The organism is Geodermatophilus sp. SYSU D00698 (genome assembly GCF_054050335.1).
Window position 1 is genome coordinate 91860 of the sequence record NZ_JBJGZD010000007.1, and the last position, 21457, is coordinate 113316.

Annotated in this window: 13 protein-coding genes and 1 riboswitch; of the genes, 8 read left to right on the forward strand and 5 right to left on the reverse strand. The window is 78.1% G+C overall.

Annotation, left to right across the window (positions count from 1 at the left end; translation table 11 throughout):
• Positions 1 to 12: 12 nt before the first annotated feature.
• Together ACI8AB_RS08750 and ACI8AB_RS08755 are read left to right on the forward strand one after the other, a co-directional pair.
• Positions 13 to 1650, forward strand: a complete 1638-nt coding sequence (locus ACI8AB_RS08750; protein ID WP_456949799.1) for an FAD-dependent oxidoreductase — start codon at positions 13 to 15, stop codon at positions 1648 to 1650.
• Entirely contained in the window at positions 1647 to 3020 is a 1374-nt protein-coding gene (locus tag ACI8AB_RS08755) for a sensor histidine kinase (protein WP_456949800.1), read from the forward strand. The genes ACI8AB_RS08750 and ACI8AB_RS08755 overlap by 4 nt, the downstream gene beginning before the upstream one ends.
• Before the next feature lie 7 nt (positions 3021 to 3027).
• Here the strand turns inward: ACI8AB_RS08755 and ACI8AB_RS08760 are convergent, their stop codons facing one another.
• Entirely contained in the window at positions 3028 to 6282 is a 3255-nt protein-coding gene (locus ACI8AB_RS08760) for an ATP-binding protein (RefSeq protein ID WP_456949801.1), read from the reverse strand.
• A 220-nt stretch (positions 6283 to 6502) separates the two neighbouring features.
• Here ACI8AB_RS08760 and ACI8AB_RS08765 point away from each other — a divergent pair, with 220 nt between their 5' ends.
• The gene (locus tag ACI8AB_RS08765; protein ID WP_456949802.1) at positions 6503 to 7384 is read left to right on the forward strand and encodes a hypothetical protein; all 882 of its coding nucleotides are present in this window, start codon (positions 6503 to 6505) and stop codon (positions 7382 to 7384) included.
• Between the two features lie 36 nt (positions 7385 to 7420).
• Here ACI8AB_RS08765 and ACI8AB_RS08770 read toward each other — a convergent pair whose 3' ends face one another.
• Genes ACI8AB_RS08770 through ACI8AB_RS08780 form a run of 3 tightly spaced genes read right to left on the reverse strand, consistent with a single transcriptional unit; the run spans position 7421 to position 10763 of the window.
• Positions 7421 to 8272 (reverse strand): SDR family NAD(P)-dependent oxidoreductase, encoded by an 852-nt coding sequence (locus ACI8AB_RS08770; protein ID WP_387988889.1) that lies wholly within the window; start codon positions 8270 to 8272, stop codon positions 7421 to 7423.
• Positions 8269 to 9261 carry an alpha/beta fold hydrolase gene (locus tag ACI8AB_RS08775; protein ID WP_456949803.1) on the reverse strand — a complete coding sequence of 331 codons (993 nt, stop codon included), beginning with the start codon at positions 9259 to 9261 and terminating at the stop codon, positions 8269 to 8271. The genes ACI8AB_RS08770 and ACI8AB_RS08775 overlap by 4 nt, the downstream gene beginning before the upstream one ends.
• Positions 9258 to 10763 carry a flavin-containing monooxygenase gene (locus tag ACI8AB_RS08780; protein WP_456949804.1) on the reverse strand — a complete coding sequence of 502 codons (1506 nt, stop codon included), beginning with the start codon at positions 10761 to 10763 and terminating at the stop codon, positions 9258 to 9260. The genes ACI8AB_RS08775 and ACI8AB_RS08780 overlap by 4 nt, the downstream gene beginning before the upstream one ends.
• A 102-nt stretch (positions 10764 to 10865) precedes the next feature.
• Here ACI8AB_RS08780 and ACI8AB_RS08785 point away from each other — a divergent pair, with 102 nt between their 5' ends.
• Both ACI8AB_RS08785 and ACI8AB_RS08790 read left to right on the forward strand, forming a co-directional pair.
• Positions 10866 to 12113 carry a PucR family transcriptional regulator gene (locus ACI8AB_RS08785; protein WP_456949805.1) on the forward strand — a complete coding sequence of 416 codons (1248 nt, stop codon included), beginning with the start codon at positions 10866 to 10868 and terminating at the stop codon, positions 12111 to 12113.
• Between the two features lie 107 nt (positions 12114 to 12220).
• On the forward strand, positions 12221 to 16837 hold the full coding sequence (locus tag ACI8AB_RS08790) for an HAD-IC family P-type ATPase (protein WP_456949806.1): 4617 nt from the start codon (positions 12221 to 12223) through the stop codon (positions 16835 to 16837).
• Here the strand turns inward: ACI8AB_RS08790 and ACI8AB_RS08795 are convergent.
• Positions 16744 to 17628 (reverse strand): bile acid:sodium symporter family protein, encoded by an 885-nt coding sequence (locus ACI8AB_RS08795; protein WP_456949807.1) that lies wholly within the window; start codon positions 17626 to 17628, stop codon positions 16744 to 16746. The genes ACI8AB_RS08790 and ACI8AB_RS08795 overlap by 94 nt on opposite strands.
• A gap of 251 nt (positions 17629 to 17879) precedes the next feature.
• Between ACI8AB_RS08795 and ACI8AB_RS08800 the strand changes: the two genes are divergently transcribed.
• The 3 genes from ACI8AB_RS08800 to ACI8AB_RS08810 all read left to right on the forward strand — a co-directional run bounded on the left by ACI8AB_RS08800 (position 17880) and on the right by ACI8AB_RS08810 (position 21452).
• Positions 17880 to 19673 carry a protein kinase domain-containing protein gene (locus ACI8AB_RS08800; protein WP_456949808.1) on the forward strand — a complete coding sequence of 598 codons (1794 nt, stop codon included), beginning with the start codon at positions 17880 to 17882 and terminating at the stop codon, positions 19671 to 19673.
• A gap of 23 nt (positions 19674 to 19696) precedes the next feature.
• Positions 19697 to 20290: a DNA-directed RNA polymerase subunit alpha C-terminal domain-containing protein gene (locus ACI8AB_RS08805; protein ID WP_456949809.1), complete on the forward strand. Its 594-nt coding sequence runs from the start codon at positions 19697 to 19699 to the stop codon at positions 20288 to 20290.
• 105 nt (positions 20291 to 20395) lie between these two features.
• Positions 20396 to 20546: riboswitch (cyclic di-AMP (ydaO/yuaA leader) on the forward strand.
• A 6-nt stretch (positions 20547 to 20552) separates the two neighbouring features.
• Positions 20553 to 21452, forward strand: coding sequence for a hypothetical protein (locus ACI8AB_RS08810; RefSeq protein WP_456949810.1), 900 nt, complete (start codon positions 20553 to 20555; stop codon positions 21450 to 21452).
• The last annotated feature ends 5 nt before the right edge of the window (positions 21453 to 21457 follow it).

Below are 21457 nucleotides of genomic sequence, written 5' to 3' on the forward strand. Positions count from 1 at the left end.
GCGGGACGAGCCGTGAGCCGGCCCGCGCTGCTCGCCGTCGACGACGACGGCCCGGTGCTGGCCGCCGTCGAGCGCGACCTGCGGGAGCGCTACGGCGAGCAGTACCAGGTGTACACGGCGTCCTCCGGGGACCAGGCGCTGGACCTGCTGCGCCGGCTGCGGCTGCGCGAGGAGCCGGTGGCGCTGCTGCTGGTCGACCAGCGGATGCCCGGGATGAGCGGCGTCGAGCTGCTGGCCGCCAGCCGGCGGCTGTACCCGGACGCCCGGCGGGTGCTGCTCACCGCCTACGCCGACACCGACGCCGCGATCAAGGCGATCAACGACGCCGACGTCCAGCACTACCTGCTCAAGCCCTGGGACCCGCCGGAGGACCGGCTCTACCCGGTGCTCGACGACCTGCTGCAGACCTGGCGCCGGCCCCCGCCGGTGGCCAACCTGCGCCTGGTCGGTGACCGCTGGTCGCAGGCCAGCCACGCGGTGCGCGAGTTCCTCACCCGCAACCTGGTGCCCTACCGCTGGCTCGACGTCGAGGCCGACCCGCAGGCGCGGGAGCTGCTCGAGGTGGCGGGCGTCGACGCCGGGTCGCTGCCGGCCCTCGTGCTCGACGACGGCGAGGTGCTCGTGCAGCCGGACCTGCACGAGGTCGGCGCGCGGATCGGGCTGCGGGCACGGGCCGAGCGCGCGGCCTACGACCTCGTGGTGGTGGGCGCCGGGCCGGCCGGGCTGGCCGCCGCGGTGTACGGCGCCTCCGAGGGCCTGGCCACGCTGGTCCTGGAGTGCAGCGCGCCCGGCGGGCAGGCCGGCACGAGCAGCCGGATCGAGAACTACCTGGGCTTCCCGGTCGGGCTCTCCGGCGCCGACCTCACGCTGCGGGCCCGCGAGCAGGCCGTCCGCTTCGGCGCGGAGATCCTGGTGCCGGCGGAGGTGGTGGGCGTGCGCCGGGCCGACCCGTACACGGTGGTGCGCCTGGACGACGGCGGGGAGGTCAGCGCCGGCATGCTGATCATCGCCACCGGCGTCGAGTACCGCACCCTCGACGTCCCGGGCGCCGCGGGGCTCACCGGCGTCGGCGTCTACTACGGCGCCGGGCGGGCCGAGGGGGTGGACCACGCGGGCGGCCACGTGTTCGTCGTCGGCGCCGGCAACTCGGCCGGGCAGGCCGCGCTGTTCCTCGCCACGTTCGCCGCGTCGGTGACGCTGCTGGTCCGGGGCGGGGACCTCGCCGCCTCCATGTCCCGCTACCTGGTCGACCGGCTGATCGCCTCGGAGAAGGTCGCGGTCGAGTACCACACGCAGGTGGCCGGCGCGCTGGGCACGCGGCGGCTGGAGGGCCTGCGGCTGCGGACCGGGACCGAGGAGCGCGAGGTCGCCGCGGACGCCCTGTTCGTCTTCATCGGGCAGGCACCGCGCACCGGGTGGCTGGACGGCCTGGTCCGCCGCGACGACGGCGGGTTCGTGCTCACCGGCGTGGACCTCGGGCCGACGCCGGAGTGGCCGCTGGAGGTCCCGCCGCTGCCCCTGGAGACGTCCGTGCCGGGGGTGTTCGCCGCCGGCGACGTGCGGCACGGGTCGGGCAACCGGATCGCCGCGGCCGTGGGGGAGGGCGCGATGGCGGTCCGCTTCGCCCACCAGCGGCTGGGCGCCCGGTGACCCGCACGGCCCCCGACGCCGTGGCCCCCGACGCCGCGGACGCCGACGTCGCCGCGGCGCTGCGCCGCTCGCGGCTGTTCGAGCACCTCCCGGAGGACGACCTCGCGGCCCTGGCCGACGCCAGCCGCGGCGTCGACCTGGCGGCCGGCGAGGTGCTCATGGCGGAGGGCTCGCCGCCGGAGGCCATGTACGTCGTGCTGGAGGGCGACCTCGAGGTGAGCCGGGAGGTGGGCGGCTCGGAGGTGCTGCTCAACGTGTGCGGCGCCGGTGACCTCGTCGGCGAGCTGGGCCTGGCCCACCGCCGGCCCCGCTCGGCCACCGTGCGGGCGCGGACGCCCAGCCGCGTCCAGCGGATCGGCGCCGACGCGCTGGACCGGCTGCTCACCCACCCGGCGTCGGCCCGGGCGATGCTGCTGGCCGCCACCCGGCGGCTGGACCGCGAGGAGGGCCTGGTCCGCCAGCACGAGCGGATGGCCGCGCTCGGCGCCCTGTCCGCGGGCCTGCTGCACGAGCTCAACAACCCGGCGGCCGCCGTCCAGCGCGGCGTCGCCCGGCTGCGGACCCTGCTGTCCGGCGACGACGACCCCGACGCCCCGCTGCGCGCGCTCGCCGGCGCGGTGCCCGTCCCGGACGACCCGCTGGCGCGCGGGGACGCCGAGCGGGCGCTCGCCGACGTCCTCGCCGCGGCGGGCGTCGACCGCGGCTGGGCGGTCGCCCCCGACCTGGTGCGGCTGGGCGTCGACCCGGCGGGCCTGGCCGCCGCGCTGGCCGCGCTGCCGGCCGCCGGGCGCGGCCGGGCGGTGCGCGGACTGGCCCGCTCGGCCGAGGTCGCCGCCCTGCTGGAGGAGGTCGCGGCCGGCGCCGACCAGCTGTCCCGGATCGTCTCCGGGGTGCGCCCGCTGGCCTACTCCTCCGACCAGTCGCTGGCCGACGTGGACGTGCACGCGAGCCTGCAGCAGGCGCTGGTGCTGCTGCGCCACAAGGTGCCCCCCGGCGTCCGGGTGGTCGTGGACCTCGACCCGCGGCCCCAGACGGTGCAGGGCTGGGCCGCGGACCTGGCGCTGGTGTGGACCAACCTGCTCGACAACGCGCTCGCCGCGGTGGACCCGGACGGCACGGTCACGGTGCGGACCCGCGGGGAGGACGACGCCGTGGTGGTCGACGTGGAGGACACCGGGCCGCCGGTGCCGCCGGAGGTGCTCGCGCGCGCCTTCGACCCGTTCTTCACCACCAAGCCGGTCGGCCAGGGCACGGGGCTGGGCCTGGCGACGTCGCTGGCGGTGGTCGCCCAGAAGCACCGCGGCCGGCTGACGCTGACCTCCGAGGACGGCGTGACCCGGGCGCGGGTGGTGCTGCCGCGCCGCCGCTGAGCGCCGGTCAGCCGGCCAGCAGCTCGTCGGCCGCGGCCGTCTCGGGGGTCGCCGTCGTGGCCGGCAGGTCCGCGCGCGCCTCCGCGACGAAGGTGCGCCAGTCCTGCGGCCGGACGTCCGCGGGCAGCCGGGCGAGGTCGAGGGCGGCGCGCAGCCGGGACAGCCGGGCGCCCTGCGCCGTCGCGATCCACAGCGCCTCGGTCAGGTCGGCCGCCGCCCGGGCGGGGTCGCCGCCGCGGGCGAACGTGGACCGGGCCCGCTGACGCAGCAGCTCCGGCAGGTGGAGGTCCTCGCCGCTGTCCCGGGCCGCGGCGAACGCCGCGGCCAGGTGCTCGTCGGCCCGGTCCGGCTCGCCGGCCTCCTCGTCCAGCCGGGCGAGGAGGGCCAGGTGGCAGGCGGCGAAGGCCCGCTGGCCGATGAGCGCCAGGGCCGCGAGGGACTCCTCGAGGAATTCCCGGTCCGGTGCGCCGCCGGGGGTGCCGGTGGCCGCCCAGGCCGAGCCGAGCGCCGTCCACAGGGCGTAACCGTGCTCCCGGCCGATGGCAACGGCCTCCTGACCCAGGCGCCGGGCCTCCCCGTCGTCGCCGAGCAGACGACGGACCCAGGCGCCCCAGGCCACCCGGGCGAAGGCGCGGCTGTACGGACCGTGCGGAGGACCGAGCGCCTCGGCCCCCCGGAGGGCCTGCTGCTGCACGCGCTCGCCCTCGGCCACCTCGCCGCGCGCGGTGAGCACGGCGGCGAGGGCGGCGGCCACGCCGGAGACCGGGTCGTTGGGCAGCGGCCAGATCGGGGAGACCGGTCCTCCGGCGGGCCGGGCGGCGAAGCCGGCCAGTGCCCGCTCCAGGTGCTCCTGGGCCGTGACCAGGTGCCCCCGGTAGAACTCGTGGACGCCGGTGACCGCGTCGAGCTCCGGCCCGAAGGCCGCGAACGCGGGCTCGCGGACCATGGCGGCGAGCTGGTCGAGCACGCCGCGACCGGTGGTCAGCCGGCCGCTGGTGAGCCAGTACGCCCACAACGCGATCAGCGCGGGCAGCGCCTCCGGGCGCCCGAGCCGGGTGGCGAGCTCCTGGGCCCGCCGGTAGTCGGCCTCCACCTCGGGATCCGCATAGCCCCGCATCGCGCTCCTGGACAGGCCGCGCAGCATCCGGGCGCCCAGCTCGGCCAGGTCGCGCTCCTCGGACGGAGGCAGGGGCGCCACGAGCTCCAGCTCCCGGGTGAGCAGCCGCATAGCCTCGGCGTGGGCGCCCTGGGCCTGCTCGGCCTGCGCGGCCTCGACGTAGCGGCCGGCGGCGGGCATCGCCGCACCGGCCAGGTCCAGGTGCTGCGCCACCAGCGCCGGCTCGGCCCCCTGCGCAGCCAGCGCCTCGGCCACGGCGGCGTGGGTGCGGCGGCGCACGTCGAGCACCTGGGTCTCGTAGGCGGCGTCGCGCATGAGCGCGTGCCGGAACCGGTAGGCGCCCGTCGCCAGCCCCGCCCGCTCGATGACGCCGAGGTCCGAGAGCACGCGGACCTGTTCGTCCACGGCGTCCGGGTCGCCGACCGCCGCGGCGACGGTCGCCGGGTCGAAGGTGGGCCCGATCGTGGCGGCGGTCTGGACCACCCGCAGGTCGACCCCGGGCGCCTTCAGCCGCCAGGTCAGCAGCTCCTGCAGCCGCAGCGGGATCGGCTCGGCGCGCCGCGCCTCGAGGCCGGAGCGGGTCAGCTCCTCGACGAACAGCGGGATCCCCTCGGCGTGCTCGACGATGGCCGACCGCACCGCGTCGTCGAGGTCGCGGCCGGCCGTGAGGTTGCCGACCAGCCGGTCGGCGGCCCGGTCGTCGAGCCGCCCGAGCGGGACCACGCGGGCCGCGCCCCGCCACGGGACCGCGGTCTCGTCGCGGCTGGTGGCGAGCAGCAGCAGGCCGGGCGGGCGGCGCGCGGCGACGCGGCCCAGCAGGTCGACGGTGGAGGGGTCGGCCCAGTGCAGGTCCTCGGCCACGAGCAGGTGCGGCCGCCGGACGGCGGCCGCTGCCATCCACTCGACGAGCCGGTCGAGGGTCTCGTCGAGGAGGGCGCCCGGGTCCAGCTCGGGTGCCGGGAACTCCGGCGTCGGGGGCAGCCCGGCCAGCGGGCCGATCAGCGGGACGACGACCGCCGGGTCCAGCCCGAGGGACTCCAGGTGGGTGACCAGCGGGCGCAGCCGGTCCCCGCCCTCGCCCGCCCGGCTCACCAGGCGCTCGATCATCCGCGCGATCGGCCAGAGCGAGACGTTGGCGTGGTAGGGCAGGCAGGCGGCGCCGACCACCCGGCCGCCGCTGGCCTCCACCCGGTCGAGGACCTCCGCCGCCAGCCGCGACTTGCCGATGCCCGGCTCGCCGACGACGAGGAACGCGGCGCCGGTGTCGCCCCGCCGCACGGCGTCCCACGCCGCCAGCAGGCGGGCGCGGGGCTCGTCCCGCCCGACGAGGCCGGCCTTGCGGTACCGCTCGGACTGGAAGCGGGCCGCGGCGTAGCGGGGCCGGTCGACGCGGAACACCTCGACCGGCCGGCTGATCCCCTTGAGCGCGCGCTCGCCCAGCGACTGCAGGTAGAAGTCGGCGTCGACCAGCTGCTGGGTGACGTCGCTGATCACCACCGTGCCCGGGTCGGCGGTCTGCTGCACCCGCGCGGCGAGGTTGGGCACCAGGCCGACGACGGAGTCCCGCTCGGCGACGGCGCCGTCGTCGACCAGGTCGGTGACCACCACCCGGCCGGTGTGGATCCCGACCCGGACGTCCAGGGCCACGCCGAACCGGTCGGTCAGCCGCTCCCGGGCGTCGTGCAGCGCCACCACCAGGTCCAGGCCCGCGAGCACCGCCCGCCGGGCGTCGTCCTCGTGCGGGACCGGGTGGCCGAAGCCGGCGAGGATGCCGTCGCCGGAGTAGTGCATGAGGGTGCCGCCGTACCGGTCGACGGCCTCGCGGGCGGCCGCCCGGTAGAAGGCGAACAGGTCCCGCAGCTGCTCGGGCTCCACCTGCTCGGACAGCAGCGTGGACCCGACCAGGTCGGAGAACAGCAGGGTCATGAGGGCCCGCTCGCCGGCCGGGCCGACCTGGCGGCTCGCCACCCGCTGCAGGACGAGCGCGGCGCGCCGGTTGTCCGGGTCGACGGCGCGGACCTCCTCGGCGGTGGTCCGCGCGGGCTCCAGGTCCCCGGCGGCCAGCGACGCCTCGGCGGCGGTGAGCAGCCGCTCGAGCAGGCGCGCGAGCCGAGTCTCGGCCGAGAGCGCCACCCCGGCGGTCACGCCCGGCCGCCCGGGGGACCGGGGAGCGGTGGGGTCATGGGAACCCGCCTCGCTGCACGCGTCGAGCACTGCCGGGTCGAGCATCCGCAGCACGGGCCGCCGTGCCGTAGAGGCATAGGTCCCGAGGGCGGTACCGGGCGGGGACGGAAGTCCGGTGACAGTCCCCGGCGCCGGTGCTCCAATGGGCCCGCACGGGGCGGAGGAACCACGGAGGTCCGCGGTGGACCCTGTCCCCACGGCCGTGCGGCCCGCGACCGGGCGGCGCGAGCTGCTGCCGGCCATGCGGGCGCTGTTGCTCGCCTTCAGCGTCCTCACCGCGCTCGGTTTCGTCGCGCTGTTCGTCCTGTCGACGCGGACGAGCGAGAGCTTCGCCTGGACGATCCAGCCGCCGGCGACCGCGGCCTTCCTCGGCGCGGGCTACGCGGCCGGTTTCACCCTCGTGGTCCTGTCGCTGCGCGACCCGGTGTGGGCGCACAGCCGGGTGCCGGTGCTCACCATCCTGGTGTTCACCGTGCTCACGCTGGTCGCCACGCTGGTGCACGTCGACCGGTTTCACTTCCAGGACGAGTTCGCGGCGGCGCCGCTGCTCGCCCGCGGGGCCGCCTGGTTCTGGACCGCCGTCTACGTCGTCATCCCGCTGGCGATGCTCGTCGTCCTGCCGGTCCAGGAGCGGGCGCCGGGCACCGACCCGCCGCGGACCCGGACGGTGCCGGTCGTCCTGCGGACGGCGCTGGCGGTGGAGTCGCTGGTCCTGCTGGCCGTGGGCGCCGCGATCTCGATCGCGCCGTCGTCGGCGACGACGCTGTGGCCCTGGCCGCTGACCCCGCTGACCGCCCGGGTGGTGGGGGCCTGGCTGGTCGCCTTCGGCGTCGCCACCGCCCTGGCGGCGCTGGCCGGGGACCTCGAGCGGCTGCGCACCGCGGCGATCGCCTACACGGTGTTCGGCGTCCTGGAGCTCGTGGTCGTCCTGCTGCACCGCGGCGACGTCGCGTGGGACGGGCCGGCCGCCTGGCTCTACGTCGCCGTCGCGGCCGCGATCGCGCTCACCGGCGGGGCGGGCTGGCGCCTGGGCCCGCAGCCGGCGGGGCTGCACCGGGCCTGAGCCCCGGCCGCCGGGCGGCGGCCGGGGCCCCGGGCCTCAGGCGCGGCCGAACAGCTTGCGGTCGTACCAGGCCGACAGCACCGGGTAGCGGGCCGGCAGCAGCCGGACCAGCCGGTCGACCAGGACGGCGTCCTTGCCGACCCGCACGCGCGGCTTCCCGGCCTCGACGCCGTCGACGACGATCCGCGCCGCCTGCTCGGCGGGCATCGTCAGCAGCTTCTCGTTGTAGACGCGGTTGCGGGCCAGCTCCGCGGGGGAGAGCTCGAGGCCCTGCGCCCGGGCCTCGGCCACCGTCGCCGACGCGATGTTGGTCCTCACCCCGCCCGGGTGGACGACGGTGACCCGCACCGGGTGGCCGCCGGCGATCATCTCGGTGCGCAGCACCTCGGTGAAGCCGCGGACGGCGAACTTGCTCGCGCAGTACGCCGACAGCGTCGGCTGGGCCATGAACCCGTTGAGGCTGGACACGTTGACCACGTGCCCGTCGCCGGAGGCGATCAGGTGCGGCAGGAACGCCTTGGTGCCGTTGATGACGCCGTGCAGGTTGACCCCGAGCGTGCGGTCGTAGGTCTCCCAGTCGGTGTCGAGCACCGAGCGACCGCCGCCGGAGATCCCGGCGTTGTTGTAGACCTGGTGCACCACGCCGAAGTGGGCCGCGACCGCGTCGGCGTACGCGACGACGGCCGCCCGGTCGCTGACGTCCAGGCGGGCGGTGTGCACCTCCGCGCCCAGCGCCTTCGCCCGGTCGGCGGTCTGGCCCAGGCCCAGCTCGTCGACGTCGGACAGCGCCAGCCGCGCCCCCCGCTTCGCCAGCTCGAAGGCCAGCTGCCGGCCGATGCCGGACCCGGCGCCGGTGACGACGGCGACCTTGCCGCGCACGCTGCTCATCGGTTCCCCCCTGGGAGGTCGGCGCCCGCGGACCGGGCGGTGTCGTCGCGGCCCGCTCCGCGGGCGAGGTCGGTGGTGAGCTCGACGAGCCGGTCGACGACGCCGGGCGCGAGGTGGTGGCCCATGCCGGGGATCTCGACGTGCCGGGCACCGGCGATCGCCTCGGCGGTGGCGCGCCCGCCGCTGGGGTGGACCATCCGGTCGACGTCGCCGTGGACGACCAGCGTGGGCGCGGTGATCCGCGCGAGGTCGGCGGTGCGGTCGCCGGAGGCCTGGATGGCGCCGATCTGGCGGGCCACCTCCCGCGACCGGTCGCCGCCGCCGCGCTCCCACAGCGCGGCCGCCCAGGCGCGCTCGAGGTCGTCGTCGGGCGGGAAGCCGGGGCCGCCGATGTGGCCCAGCATCGCCAGGTGCCGCTCGACCGACTCCTCGACGCTGCGCGGCGCGGCCCGCGCCAGCCGCAGGATCGTGGAGCGGGCCGGCTGCCCGACCCGGCGCGACCCGGTGGTGGAGAAGATCGAGGTCAGGCTGGCCACCCGGTGCGGGTGCCGGGCCGCGACGACCTGCGCGATCATCCCGCCCATCGACATGCCGACCAGGTGCACCCGGCCGAGGCCGAGGGCGTCGAGCAGGCCGACGGTGTCGGCGGCCATGTCGGTGAGGTCGTAGGCGTCCGGCCGGGGCCGGGCCAGCAGCTGCCGCGCGCGGCCCGGCGGCGGGGTGGCGATCCGGCCCGACCGGCCGGCGTCGCGGTTGTCCATCCGCACCACGCGGAAGCCGCGGCCGGTGAACCCGTCGACCATCCGCTGCGGCCACGAGGTGAGGTCCAGCCCGAGGCCCGCGACGAGCACCAGCGGCTCGCCGTCGTCCGGGCCGTCGACGCGGTGGCAGATCCGCGGGCCGGCCGGCAGGTCGGCGAAGCGGTCCTCCGCCGCGACGCGGGCCGGCGCCTCCGCCGCGACGCGGGCCGGCGCCTCGGCCGCGGTCACGCGGGCACCGCCGCGGCGGTCACGCGGTCGGCCGCCCGGGTGAGCCGGAGCTCGGGGTCGACGACGCTGTCGGCCCGGAGCAGCTTGACGTCGGAGTGGTAGTCCATCGAGGTCAGCCACGGCATCCGGTCGCCCTGCCGCGGCAGCCGGCCGACGGCGCGCTGGATGTAGCCGGCGGCGAAGTCGAGGAAGGGCCGGGTGGGCATGTCCGGGTCGGCGAGCACCGGCCGCGCGGTGTCCAGGCCGCGCTCGTCCATGTGCCTGAGCAGCCGGACGAAGTGCTCGCAGAGCAGGCCGACCTTCAGCGTCCAGGACGAGTTGGTGTAGCCGATCGCGTAGGCGAGGTTCGGCACCCCGGACAGCATCATGCCCTTGTAGGAGACCGTCTCCGACAGGGTCACCGGCGCGCCGTCGACGGTGATCGCGACGCCGCCGAAGGCCTGCACGTTCAGCCCGGTCGCGGTCACGATCACGTCGGCGTCCAGGTGCCGCCCGGAGGCGAGCCGGATGCCGGTCTCGTCGAAGGTGACGATCCGGTCGGTGACGACGTCGGCCTTCCCCTCGCGGATGGCGCGGAACAGGTCGCCGTTCGGGACGGCGCACAGCCGCTGGTCCCACGGGTCGTACGGCGGGTTGAAGTGCGTGTCGACGTCGAAGCCCTCGGGCAGCTGCTTGGTGTTGACCCAGCGGATGACCCTGCGGGCGGCCTTCGGGTGCTTCTGGCAGAAGCTCCAGATCGCCCGCTGCTGGGCGATGTTCTTGCGGCGGGTCAGCGCGTAGCCGCGCTCGTCGCCGAACCACCTCCGCAGCAGCGCGGCGACCTTGTCCTCGCGGGGCACCGGCAGCACGTAGGTGGGGGTGCGCTGCAGCATCGTCACCGACGCGGCGGTGCCGGCGATGGCCGGCACGATCGTCACGGCGGTGGCACCGGAGCCGACGACGACGACCCGCTTGCCGGTGAGGTCGAGGTCCTCGGGCCAGGACTGCGGGTGGACGATCTCGCCGCGGAAGCGGTCGCGCCCCTCGAAGACGGGGGTGAAGCCCTCGTCGTAGCGGTAGTAGCCGCCGGCGCAGAACACCCAGCCGGCGGTCAGCTGCAGCCGCTCGCCGGTGTCGGTGCGCTCGACGTCGACCGTCCAGCGGGCGTCCTCGCCGGACCACGCCACCGCCAGCACCCGGTGGTGGTAGCGGATCCTCTCGTCGAGGCCGTTCTCGGTGGCGGTCTCGCGCAGGTAGGCCAGGATCTTCGGCGCGTCGGCGATCGACTGGCGGTCCCGCCACGGCTTGAACTCGTAGCCGAAGGTCGACAGGTCAGAGTCCGAGCGGATGCCGGGGTAGCGGAACAGGTCCCACGTGCCGCCGGAGGCGCCGCGCGCCTCGAGGATCGCGAAGCTCTTCTGCGGCAGCTCGGTGGTCAGGTACCGGCCGGCGCCGATGCCGGAGATCCCGGCGCCGACGATCAGCACGTCGAGGTGCTCGACCGGCGTCTGCGTGGTGGTCAATGCGGTGCTCCGTCCTCGGGACACGGGTGCAGCGGCCTACGAGACTGCGTGGTCCCGGTCACCCGGTGCAACGGCGAAGTGCACCATCCCGATACTGGCGCGGTGCAGACTGCAGCAGAGGGTGCGGACTGGCCGGCCGTCTCCCCTCGGATCCGGGAGCTGTTCCGCCGGGGCGCGGAGGTGGCCCTCGACCCCCGCGCCGACTGGATCGAGGAGCTGCACCGGGCGTCGCTGGGCACCGAGCGGATGCGCCCGGTCGCCGAGGACCCGGTGCTCGCCGCCGCCACCCGGCGGGCCAACCTGGCCAACCTGCTGCACTGGGCGGCGGCCAACGTGCAGCACCCTGGCCGGCGGGTGCCGGCCAACACCGGCGGGGAGGTGCTGGACGCCGCCCGCGACCTGGTCCGGCGCGGGCTGGACCAGAGCGGGCTGGACGCCTACCGGACGGCGCAGGGCGTGGCCTGGCGGCGGTGGATGGAGATCTGCTTCGAGCTGACCGGCGACCCGGCCGAGCTGCGCGAGCTGCTCGACGTGTCGGCGCTGTCGATCACCACGTTCATCGACGACACGGTCGCGGCGCTGTCCGAGCGGATGGCCGCCGAGCGGGCCGAGCTCACCCGCGGCGCGCACGCCGAGCGCCGGGCCACGGTCACGCTGCTGCTGGAGGGCGCGCCGATCGGCCGGGCCCGCGCGGAGGCGCAGCTGGGCTACGGGCTGACCGGTCCGCACACCGCCGCCGTCGTGTGGACCGGGTCCGGCAGCGCGGCGCCCGGCCAGCTGGAGGCCGCCGCGGAGGCGGTCATGCGGGCGGCCGGCGCGACCCGGCGGCTGACCGTCGTCGCCAGCGCGGCCGCGCTGTGGGTGTGGCTGCCGGTGGGCACCGCGCCGCGGGCGGCGGAGCTGGCCGGGCCGCTGGCCGCGCACCCCGACGTCCGGGTGGCGGTGGGCCGGCCGGGCCGCGACGTCGACGGCTTCCGCCGCAGCCACCTGGACGCCGCGACGGCGCAGCGGATGCTGGCGCGGCTGACCTCCCCGCAGCAGGTGGCCCGCTACGAGGACGTGCAGCTGGTGGCGCTGCTGACCACCGAGCCGACCCAGCTCGAGGAGTTCCTCGCCGGCACCCTGGGCCGGCTGGCCACCGCCGACCCCGACACCCGCGAGACGGTGCTGACCTACGTGCGGGAGCTCGGCAACGCCTCCCGCACCGCCGAGCGGCTGTACACCCACCGCAACACCGTGCTGCGCCGGCTGGCCCGCGCCGACGAGCTGCTGCCCCGGCCGCTGGCCGAGAACGTCCTCGGCGTGGCCGCGGCGTTGGAGGTGCTGCGCTGGCGCGGCGCGGCGGACTGACGCCCGGCCGGAGCGGACCGACGCGTACCGGTCCGGGGTCGTGACGTCCGTCACTCCGAGGTGGACGATGGGCGGACAGCAGGTGTCGCGCAGGGGGGAGCCCCGGGATGAGCGTCCTCCACCGAGCCGCCACCGCCCGGCGCGCCCTGGCCGCCACGGCGCGCCTCGCGGTGACCGGCGCGCAGGTCGCCGCCGCGCCGGCCGTGCTCACCGCCGGCCTGCTCGGCGTCTCCACCCGCGCCGCGGTGCGCACGGCGGAGGACCTGACCAGCCGGGTCACCGGCCGGCCGGTCGACCTCACCCAGGCCGCCGTCTCCGGCGTCCGGGCCGCCGGCACGCTGCTCACCGGCGCCGACCCGCTGCCCACCGGCCGGCTGCGGGAGCTCGCGCGGGTCGCCGCCGGCATGTTCGAGCCCGACGGCGGGCGGCACACGCCGCGGGTGTGGGCCGACGGGGACCTGGTGCAGGTCGAGCTGCCCGAGTGCGCCCCCGGCGCGCCGCCCGACGCCGGCCGCACGCTGCGCGCGCGCCTCGAGCGGCTCGAGGGCGTGCAGTGGGCCACGGTCAACGAGGTCCTCGGCCGGGCGCTGGTCGCCGTCGACACGCGGCGGGTGGGCGTGGACGACGTCGTCGGGACGGTGCGCACGCTGCAGGACGCCGGCGACCGGCGGGACGTCCTGCGCGAGCCGGCCGACCACCCCGCCGACCTCGAGCCGCTCCTCGCGACGGCGACGGCGCTGGCGGTGGACGCCCTCGGCGTCCTGACCGCGCTCACCGCCCGGGCGCTGCCGATCCCCGCCCTGTCGCGGCACGCCACGCTCGCGGTCACGCTGGTCGACACGCAGGACTGGATCACCGAGCTGCTCGCCCGGCGGATCGGCCGGTACGGCACCCGCCTGGTCCTCGAGGGGCTCTCCGCCGTGCTGCACTCGGCCACCCAGAGCCCGGTCGTCCCGGCGCTCAACGCGGCCGCCTCCGCCCAGCAGGTGCTCGAGGTCCGGGCCCGGCGGCAGGTGTGGCGGCGCCGGGAGGAGCAGCTGTGCCGGCCCGAGCCGGACGGGACCGAGCCGGAGGACCCGGCCCCGGCCGCCCGCGCCGGGGAGCGGCCGGTGCCCCTCCCGCCCGGCGCGGTCGACCGCTACCAGGGCCGGATGGGCCCGACGACGACCGGCGCCGTGCTGGCCGTCCTCGCCCTGACCGGCCGCCCCGGCCGCGCCGCCGACCTGGTCAAGGCGCTCACGCCCAGGGCCGCGCTGGCGGGCCGCGAGTCCTTCGCCGCCACCCTCGACTGGCTGCTGTGCCGCGCGGGTGTGCTGCCCCTGGACGGCACGGCCTACCGCCGGCTCGACCGCGTCGACTGCGTGGTGGTCGACGGGGCGACCCTGTGCACCGGCCCGCCGGTCGTCCTGGAGGCCACCGCCGAGGCCGACGGGTGGGACACCGCCGCCGTGTGGACGGCGGCGGCGCGGCTGCTGGCCGACGGCGACGGCGCGGGCGGCACCCGGCTCGGCCCGCCGCGGGGAGCGCCGGACGCGCCGGGGGCGGCGCTGCGCACGCTGTACGCCGGGCGCCGGCGGGTGGGCACCGTCCTGGTCGCCCCCGAGCTCGACCCGCACGCCGAGGCGCTGCTGACCGCCGCCGCCGGCACCGGCGCACGCCTGGTGCTCACCGCGCACGCCGGCAGCCGGGAGATCGCCGGTGTCGCCGGGGAGATCGCGCCCGCGGACGAGCCGCTGGCCGGCGTCGTCCGCCGGCTGCAGGCCGACGGGCACGGGGTGCTGCTGGTCTCCTCCGCCGACGCGGCCGCGCTGCTGGCCGCCGACGTCGCGGTGGCCCCCGTGCGGCCCGACCGGGCGCCGGCCTGGGCGGCGGACCTGGTGACCGGGACCGGCCTGGCCGACGCCTGCCGGGTGGTGCGGGCCGTGACCGACGCGCGGCGGCTGGCCCGCCGGTCGGTGCAGAGCGCGGTCACCGGCAACGTGCTGGGCGGGCTGCTGGCCGCCGTCGGCTCGGCCCGCGGCGGGCAGCGGCGGGCGACGACCCCGGGCAAGTCCGCGACGCTGTGGACGATGCTCGACGGCACCGTGACGGCGGTCCGCGCCGCCCGCCGGCCCCCGCCGCCCCCGTCGGTGCACACGCCGTGGCACGCCCTCGACCCCGACGACGTCCTGCGCCGGCTGGCGGACCTGCCCCGGGACGGCGACGCCCCGCCCGGCCCGCTGACCCGCGCGTGGCGGCGGGTGGGCGGCACGGCCGTGGTCCGGGTGCCCGTCCGGTTCGGCCGCACCGTCGCCGCGGAGCTCGCCGACCCGCTCACCCCCGTCCTGGGCGCCGGCGCCGGCGCCACCGCCGTGCTGGGCGAGACCGCGGACGCGTTCCTGGTCGGCGGGGTCACGGTCGGCAACGCGCTGCTCGGCGCGGCGCAGCGGATGCGCGCGGAGACGGCGCTGGCCTCACTGCTGCTGCAGCAGGACGCCCGCGTCCGCCGGGAGGCCGACGGCGGTGAGGAGGAGGTGCCGTCGAGCGCGCTGCGGGTGGGTGACGTGGTCCTCGTCGGCTCCGGTGACGTGGTGACCGCCGACGCGCGGCTGCTGGCCGCCGAGGACCTCGAGGCCGACGAGTCCAGCCTCACCGGCGAGTCCCTCGCGGTGGCCAAGTCGGTGGCCCCGACGCCGGGCGCCGAGGTGCCCGACCGGCGCTGCATGCTCTTCGACGGCACGACCGTCGTGGCCGGCACCGGCCGCGCGGTCGTCGTCGCCGTCGGCCCGGCCACCCAGGCGGGCCGGGCGGCGCGGGCGGCCGGGCGCGGGGCGCCGCCGGCCGGCGTCCAGGCCCGGCTGGCCGAGCTCACCCGCTCGGTGCTGCCGCTGACGCTGGCCGGCGGCGGGACCGTCGCCGCCCTCGGCGTGCTGTGGCGGCGGCCGCTGCGCGAGGCGGTCAGCTCCGGGGTCGCGGTCGCCGTCGCGGCCGTCCCCGAGGGGCTGCCGCTGGTCGCGACCGTCGCCCAGCAGGCGGCGGCCCGGCGGCTGTCGCGGGACGGGGTGGTGGTGCGCAGCGCCCGGGTGCTGGAGGCGCTCGGCCGGGTGGACACCGTCTGCTTCGACAAGACCGGCACGCTGACCGAGAACCGGCTGCGGGTGGCCCGGCTGCTGCCCCTCGGGGACGGTCCGGACGACGGCGAGGACGGCCTGCTGCGCCTGGCCGCGGCCGGGATCGGCGCCGGCGACACCGACGCGCACGAGACCGACCGCGCCGTCGACGCCGCCGCCACCGACCGCGGCATGGCCGGCGGCGGCGAGCCGGAGGCCTCGGTGCCCTTCGCCACCGGCCGCGGGTTCTCGGCGGCGCTGCGCTCGGGCCGGCTGGTGGTCAAGGGCGCGCCGGAGGTCGTGCTGCGGCTGTGCACCGACCCGGGCGACGCCGCGGACCGGGTGCGGGAGCTGGCCTGCGACGGGCTGCGGGTGCTCGCCGTCGCCGACCGCGCGGTGGACGGCCGGCCCGACGACCTCGAGGCGGCGGCGACCGGGCTGACCCTGCGCGGCCTGGTGGGCCTGGCCGACACCGTCCGCGGCTCGTCGGCCGCGGCGGTCGAGCAGCTGACCGCGGCAGGCGTCCGGGTGCTCGTGGCCACCGGCGACCACCCGGAGACCGCCGCCGCGATCGCCGCCGAGGCCGGGGTCCCCGACGCCGGCCGGGTGGTCACCGGCGCGCAGCTGGCGCGGGCGTCGGAGTCCGAGCGGACCGCGCTGGTGCGCGAGGCGGCGGTGTTCGCCCGGCTGACGCCGGAGCAGAAGGTGCTGCTCGTCGGCGCCCTGCGCCGCGCCGGCGCCACGCTGGCCATGACCGGCGACGGCATCAACGACGCCGCCGCGATCCGGCTGGCCGACGTCGGGGTCGGGGTGGCCGGCGCCGAGTCGCCCGCCGCCCGCAGCGCCGCCGACCTCGTGATCACCGACCGGGACCTGACCCGGCTGGTCGACGCCGTCGCCGAGGGCCGCGCGCTGTGGTCCCGCGTCCGGGACGCCGTCGCCATCCTCGTCGGGGGCAACGCCGGCGAGGTCGCGTTCACCGTGCTCGGCTCCGCGCTGGGCGGCCGCGCGCCGCTGGGCACCCGGCAGCTGCTGCTGGTCAACCTGCTCACCGACATGTTCCCGGCGCTGGCCGTCGCCGTGGCCCGCCCGCGGGCGGCCGCCCCGGCCGCGGACGGCGGGCCGCTGGCCGGCCACCCGCTCGCCCCGGTGCTGCTCGCCGGCCCGTACCGCGGCTTCGCCGACGCGGTGCGCCGCCTGGTCGCCGTCCGCGGGGTGGCCACCGCCGCCGGCGCGACCGGCGCGTGGGCCACCGGCCGCGTCACCGGCCTGCGCCGGCGGGCCAGCACGATGGGGCTCGCCGCGCTGATCGCCACCCAGCTCGGGCAGACCGCCTGGGCCGGGCGGCGCAGCCCGCTGGTGCTGGCCACCGCGGCCGGGTCGCTGGTTGCCCTGGCCGCGGTCGTGCAGACCCCCGGGCTCAGCCGGTTCTTCGGCTGCACCCCGCTGGACCCGCTGTCCTGGCTGGTCGTCCTCGGCTGGGCCGCGGCCGGCACCGCCGGCGCGGAGGTCGTCCCGGCCCTGGCCCGCCGGTGGCCGGGTCAGGACGCGACGCGCTCCGGCGCGCCCGACCGGGAGGACCGGGTCATCGCCCAGCCGGCCAGCGCGGCCACCGGGAACATCAGCACCCCGTAGACCGCCGCCGGGACGGCCAGCTCCACGCTGCCGAGGACGCTGATCGCCACCGTGATCGCCAGCGTGCTGTTGTGCACGCCGATCTCGAAGGCGCAGGCGACCGCCTGCCGGTGGCCGACGCCGAGCGCGCGCGGCACGGCGAACCCGGCCAGCAGGCTGAGCGCGCAGAAGGCGAGCGCGACCAGCCCGACCTCGCGCAGGTACCCGGCCACGTCCTCCCGCTCGGCCACCACGGTCCCGGCGATCACCAGGGCGAGCACGACCGCGGACAGCACCCGCACCGGCCGGTCCATCCGCTCGGCGAACGCCGGCGCCGCCCGCCGCACCAGCATGCCGAGCGCCACCGGCACCAGCACGATCGCGAACACCTGCACGGTCTTGCCGAACTGCAGGCCGATCGACCCGGCGCCGGGCGGGTCGAAGACGGTCACGGCGAGGTTGGTCACCAGCGGCAGCGTCACGACGGCGAGCAGCGAGTTGACCGCCGTCAGCGAGACGTTGAGCGCGACGTCGCCACGGAACAGGTGGCTGAACAGGTTCGCCGTCGTCCCGCCGGGCGAGGCGGCCAGCAGCACCATCCCCACCGCCAGCACGGGCTCCAGGCCGGTGGCCACCACGAGGCCGAAGCACAGGGCCGGCAGGACCAGCAGCTGCAGGCCGAGGGCGACGACGGCGGCGCGCGGCCGGCGGGTGACCCGCGCGAAGTCGTCGACGGTGAGCGACAGCCCCAGCCCGAACATGATCACGGCCAGGGCGGCGGGCAGGGCGACGGTGCTGAGGGCCGAGTCCACGGGCGACCTCCGGAACGGCCGCGGCCCCGTCGCCGCGGATCGCCCGGATCCTGGCGGACCGGAGTCCGGCCGCGCGAGCACCGGCACGCGTCCGGGGGAGCCGCCGTGGGCGGTCCGGTGGTTGACGGGGCGTCCGGACGGGAACCCACCCGGGGTCGCCCACCCGGCAGGGGGAGCGGCCGCGCAGCTCCCGGTGGGGGCCGGAGGAGGCGGGGCGCACCCGCCCGCGTCGGACGGGACGGAGTCGGGCAGTGACCACGGTGCAGCGGGGGAGCCGGACCCTGGGGGACCGCTACGAGCTGCAGGAGGTCATCGCCACCGGCGGCATGGGCCTGGTCTGGCGGGGCCGGGACCACCTGCTCGCCCGGCCGGTCGCGGTCAAGGTGCTGCGCAGCGAGTACGCCGACGACCCGACCTTCCTCGCCCGCTTCCGCAACGAGGCCCGGCACGCGGCGGCGCTCACCCACCCCAACATCGCCACCGTCCTGGACTACGGCGAGGGCACCGACGACGCCACCGGCGAGCACCTGGCCTACCTGGTGATGGAGCTGGTCGAGGGGGCGCCGCTGTCCACCCTCATCGAGACCGAGGGCCCGCTGGACCCCGGTGCCGCCCTCTCGGTGCTGCGCCAGGCCGCGGCCGCCCTCGCCGAGGCGCACCGCGGTGGCGTCGTCCACCGCGACGTCAAGCCCTCGAACATCCTCGTGCGGCCCGACGGGCGGGTGAAGCTCACCGACTTCGGCATCGCCTGGTCGGCCGAGTGCGTGCCGCTCACCCAGACCGGCCAGGTCATCGGCACCGCGCAGTACATGTCCCCGGAGCAGGCCGCCGGCGAGCGGGTCGGCCCGGCCAGCGACGTCTACGCCCTCGGCCTGGTCGGCTACGAGTCGCTGACCGGCCACGCCGCCTTCACCGGCACCAACCCGGTCACCGTCGCGCTCAAGCAGGTCCGCGAGCAGCCCGAGCCGCTGCCCGACGACCTGCCGCCCGACGTCAAGGAGCTCATCGGTGCCGCGCTGACCAAGGACCCCGGCGCCCGCCTGCCCGACGGCGCCGCCTTCCTGGCCGCGGTCGAGGAGGCCCTGGACCCCCGGGCCGCCCCCGTGCCGCCCACCCGCCCGGTGGCGGCCGCCGCCCCCGTCCCCGGGCCGGTCCCGGAGCCCGCGCCGGTCCCCGGGCCGGAGCCGCGCCGGCGCCGGCGGGCGCTGGTCCTGCTGCCGCTGCTGCTGGTCGCGCTCGTCGTCGGCGGCGTGCTGTTCACCACGACCCGCGCCGGTGACGTGCCGGTGGCCGACGCCGCCGAGACGCAGCAGGCCGGGATCGTGCTGCGGGCCGCGGACTTCCTCGGCCGCCCGGTGGCCGAGGTCACCGACGACCTGACCGCCCTCGGTCTCACCGTCGGCCAGCGCGGCGAGCAGACCCCGGACGCGGCTCCCGGCACCGTCGTCGGCCTGGACCCGGTGGACGTGGAGCTGGCCGCCGGCGACCGGGTGCAGGTGGTCGCCGCCGTCGCACCCGACACCGCGGTGCCCGAGCCCGAGGCGCCCGCCGCCGGGCCCGGCCCGTCCGGTGGGTCCGCGCCGGAGGCCCCCGCGGCGACGCCGGAGGCGCCCGCCGCGGACAGCAGCACCCCCGGGACCCCGACGCCGGAGGCCCCGGGCCCGGAGGCCACCACCCCCGAGGTCACGACCCCCGAGGTCACGACCCCCGAGGTCACGACCCCCGAGGCGCCCGCTTCCGAGGCGACCACGCCCGAGGCGACCACGGCGGAGGGCCCCGGGTCCGCGGGCACGGCGCCGGAGAGCACGCCCGAGGCCCCGGAGAGCACCCCGTCCGGCAGCACGACGCCGGAACCGCCGGCGCCGGCGACCGGGACGCCCGGGGACACCGCCCCGCCGGCGACGGGGGAGTCCCCGGCCCCGGACGCGGGGACGACGTCGACCGGTGGGGCGCCGGCGACCTCCCCGGCCCCGGACGCCGGCGCCGGCGGGACCGTCCCGCCGGAACCGGCCTGGGACGGCTCCCCGGCGGGACCGTCCCGGTGAACCCGGGGCTAGGGTCCGACGCCATGTCGACGAGGTCGCGGGTCGAGCCGACGGGGAGCGTCCGGGAGCTGGGTCTGCCCGCGCGGGCGGTGGGCGCGCTGACCCGCGCCGGGATCACCACCGTCGAGCAGCTGTCCGCGCTGACCCGCCGCGAGCTGGCCGCCGTCCCCGGGCTGGGGCCGGCGATGGTGGCCGCCGTCCGCGCGGTCGTCCCCGAGCCCGTGGCGGTGGGGCTGTGGCCGCTGCCCGACGAGGACGACGCGCCGCCGTCCCCGGCGATCCCGTCGTTCGACTCGTTGCGCGCCCCGCGCCGCCGGACCGCGTTCGACGTCCTCGTGCCCGAGGAGGACCCGGGGGAGCCCGCCGGTCCGTCGGTGGTGGCGCCGTCGGACGGGGCCTCCGGCGGGACGCCGGAGGAGGACGAGGAGCCGACCCCCGCCGGGCCGCCCCCCTCCGCCGCGCCGGCCGCCCCGGCGCCGCGGCCGGCCGAGTGGGCCGACCTCGCCGCCCTCGGCGCGCGCGGCGTCCGGGCCGCCGCGGTCCTGCCCTGGCGGGTGACCGGGTGGTGGCTGCGCCTGCCGCTGCGCGTCGTCGGGCGGCTGCGCACCCGCCCCTGACCGGCGTGTGGTCCCCGCCACGGAACGCGGCCGCGGTTTGTCACGGACGGGTAACGGCCGTTACCGTGGCCGAGGCCGTCCGGCCCCGTCCCCGCCAGGGGACCCGGGCGGTCGCCGCCGAGTCGCCCCCTGGGCGAGCCGGGGACCCACCGCAGTACTGGGGTGAATCCCGCACCGGACCCGTGCGTCCGGGCGGGTAGGGCTGCTTCCCGCCCGAACCCGTCAGCTAACTCGGCAGGCGGCTGACGGGAGACCTGCACCCATGCCCTCGAGCACCACCCCCGGCCGCCCCGGCGCGTCCGCAGACCGTTCCGACCGCCGCCGCCCGCCGGCCGCGCACCGCCGTCCGGGCCTGTACCTGGGCGTCGCCGCCGCCGGCGCGGTCCTGGTCAACGTCCTGGTCGGCCCGCAGCCGGCCGCCACCGCCGAGGCCGGGACGGCGAGCGGGTCGGTCGCCGTCGCCGAGGCGCTGGGGCTGTCGGCGCAGTCCGGCCCGGTGACCGCCACCGCCCCGCCGGACCTGGCGCCGCTCGAGGACCTCGCCGCCACCCGCAGCTCGCGGGAGGCCGCCGAGACCGCGGCCCAGCAGTCGCAGGCCGCCGCCGACCAGGCCACCGTCGACCGGCAGCGGGCCGAGGCCGAGGCCGCCGCCCGCGCCGCCGCGGAGGCCGCCGCAGCCGCCGCGGCCGCCGAGGCCGCCGCCGCGGCGGAGGCCGCCGCAGCCGCCGAGGCCGCCGAGGCCGCCGAGGCCGAGGAGGAGGCCGGCCCGGCGGAGACCGCGGGCACCACCGTCGTCTCGGCCGTCGCCCGCATCACCAACAGCACCGGTCCGGTCGAGCCGCAGGTGCAGGCCGCCGCGGACGCCGTCGTCAGCAACGTGCCGGGGGCGGACGCGATCACCCTGGGCGGCACCCGCGCCAGCGCGGCCGACCCGGGCGGCCACCCCTCCGGCAGGGCGCTGGACTACATGGTCATGACCGACGCCGCCCTCGGCGACGCGATCGTCGCCTACCACCGCGCGCACTGGGACGAGCTCGGCGTCGACTACCTGATCTGGGAGCAGCGGATGCTGTCCTCGCCGAACGGGTCGTGGCAGACGATGGAGGACCGCGGCGGCACGACGGCCAACCACTTCGACCACGTGCACGTCAACTACCTCTGACCGCC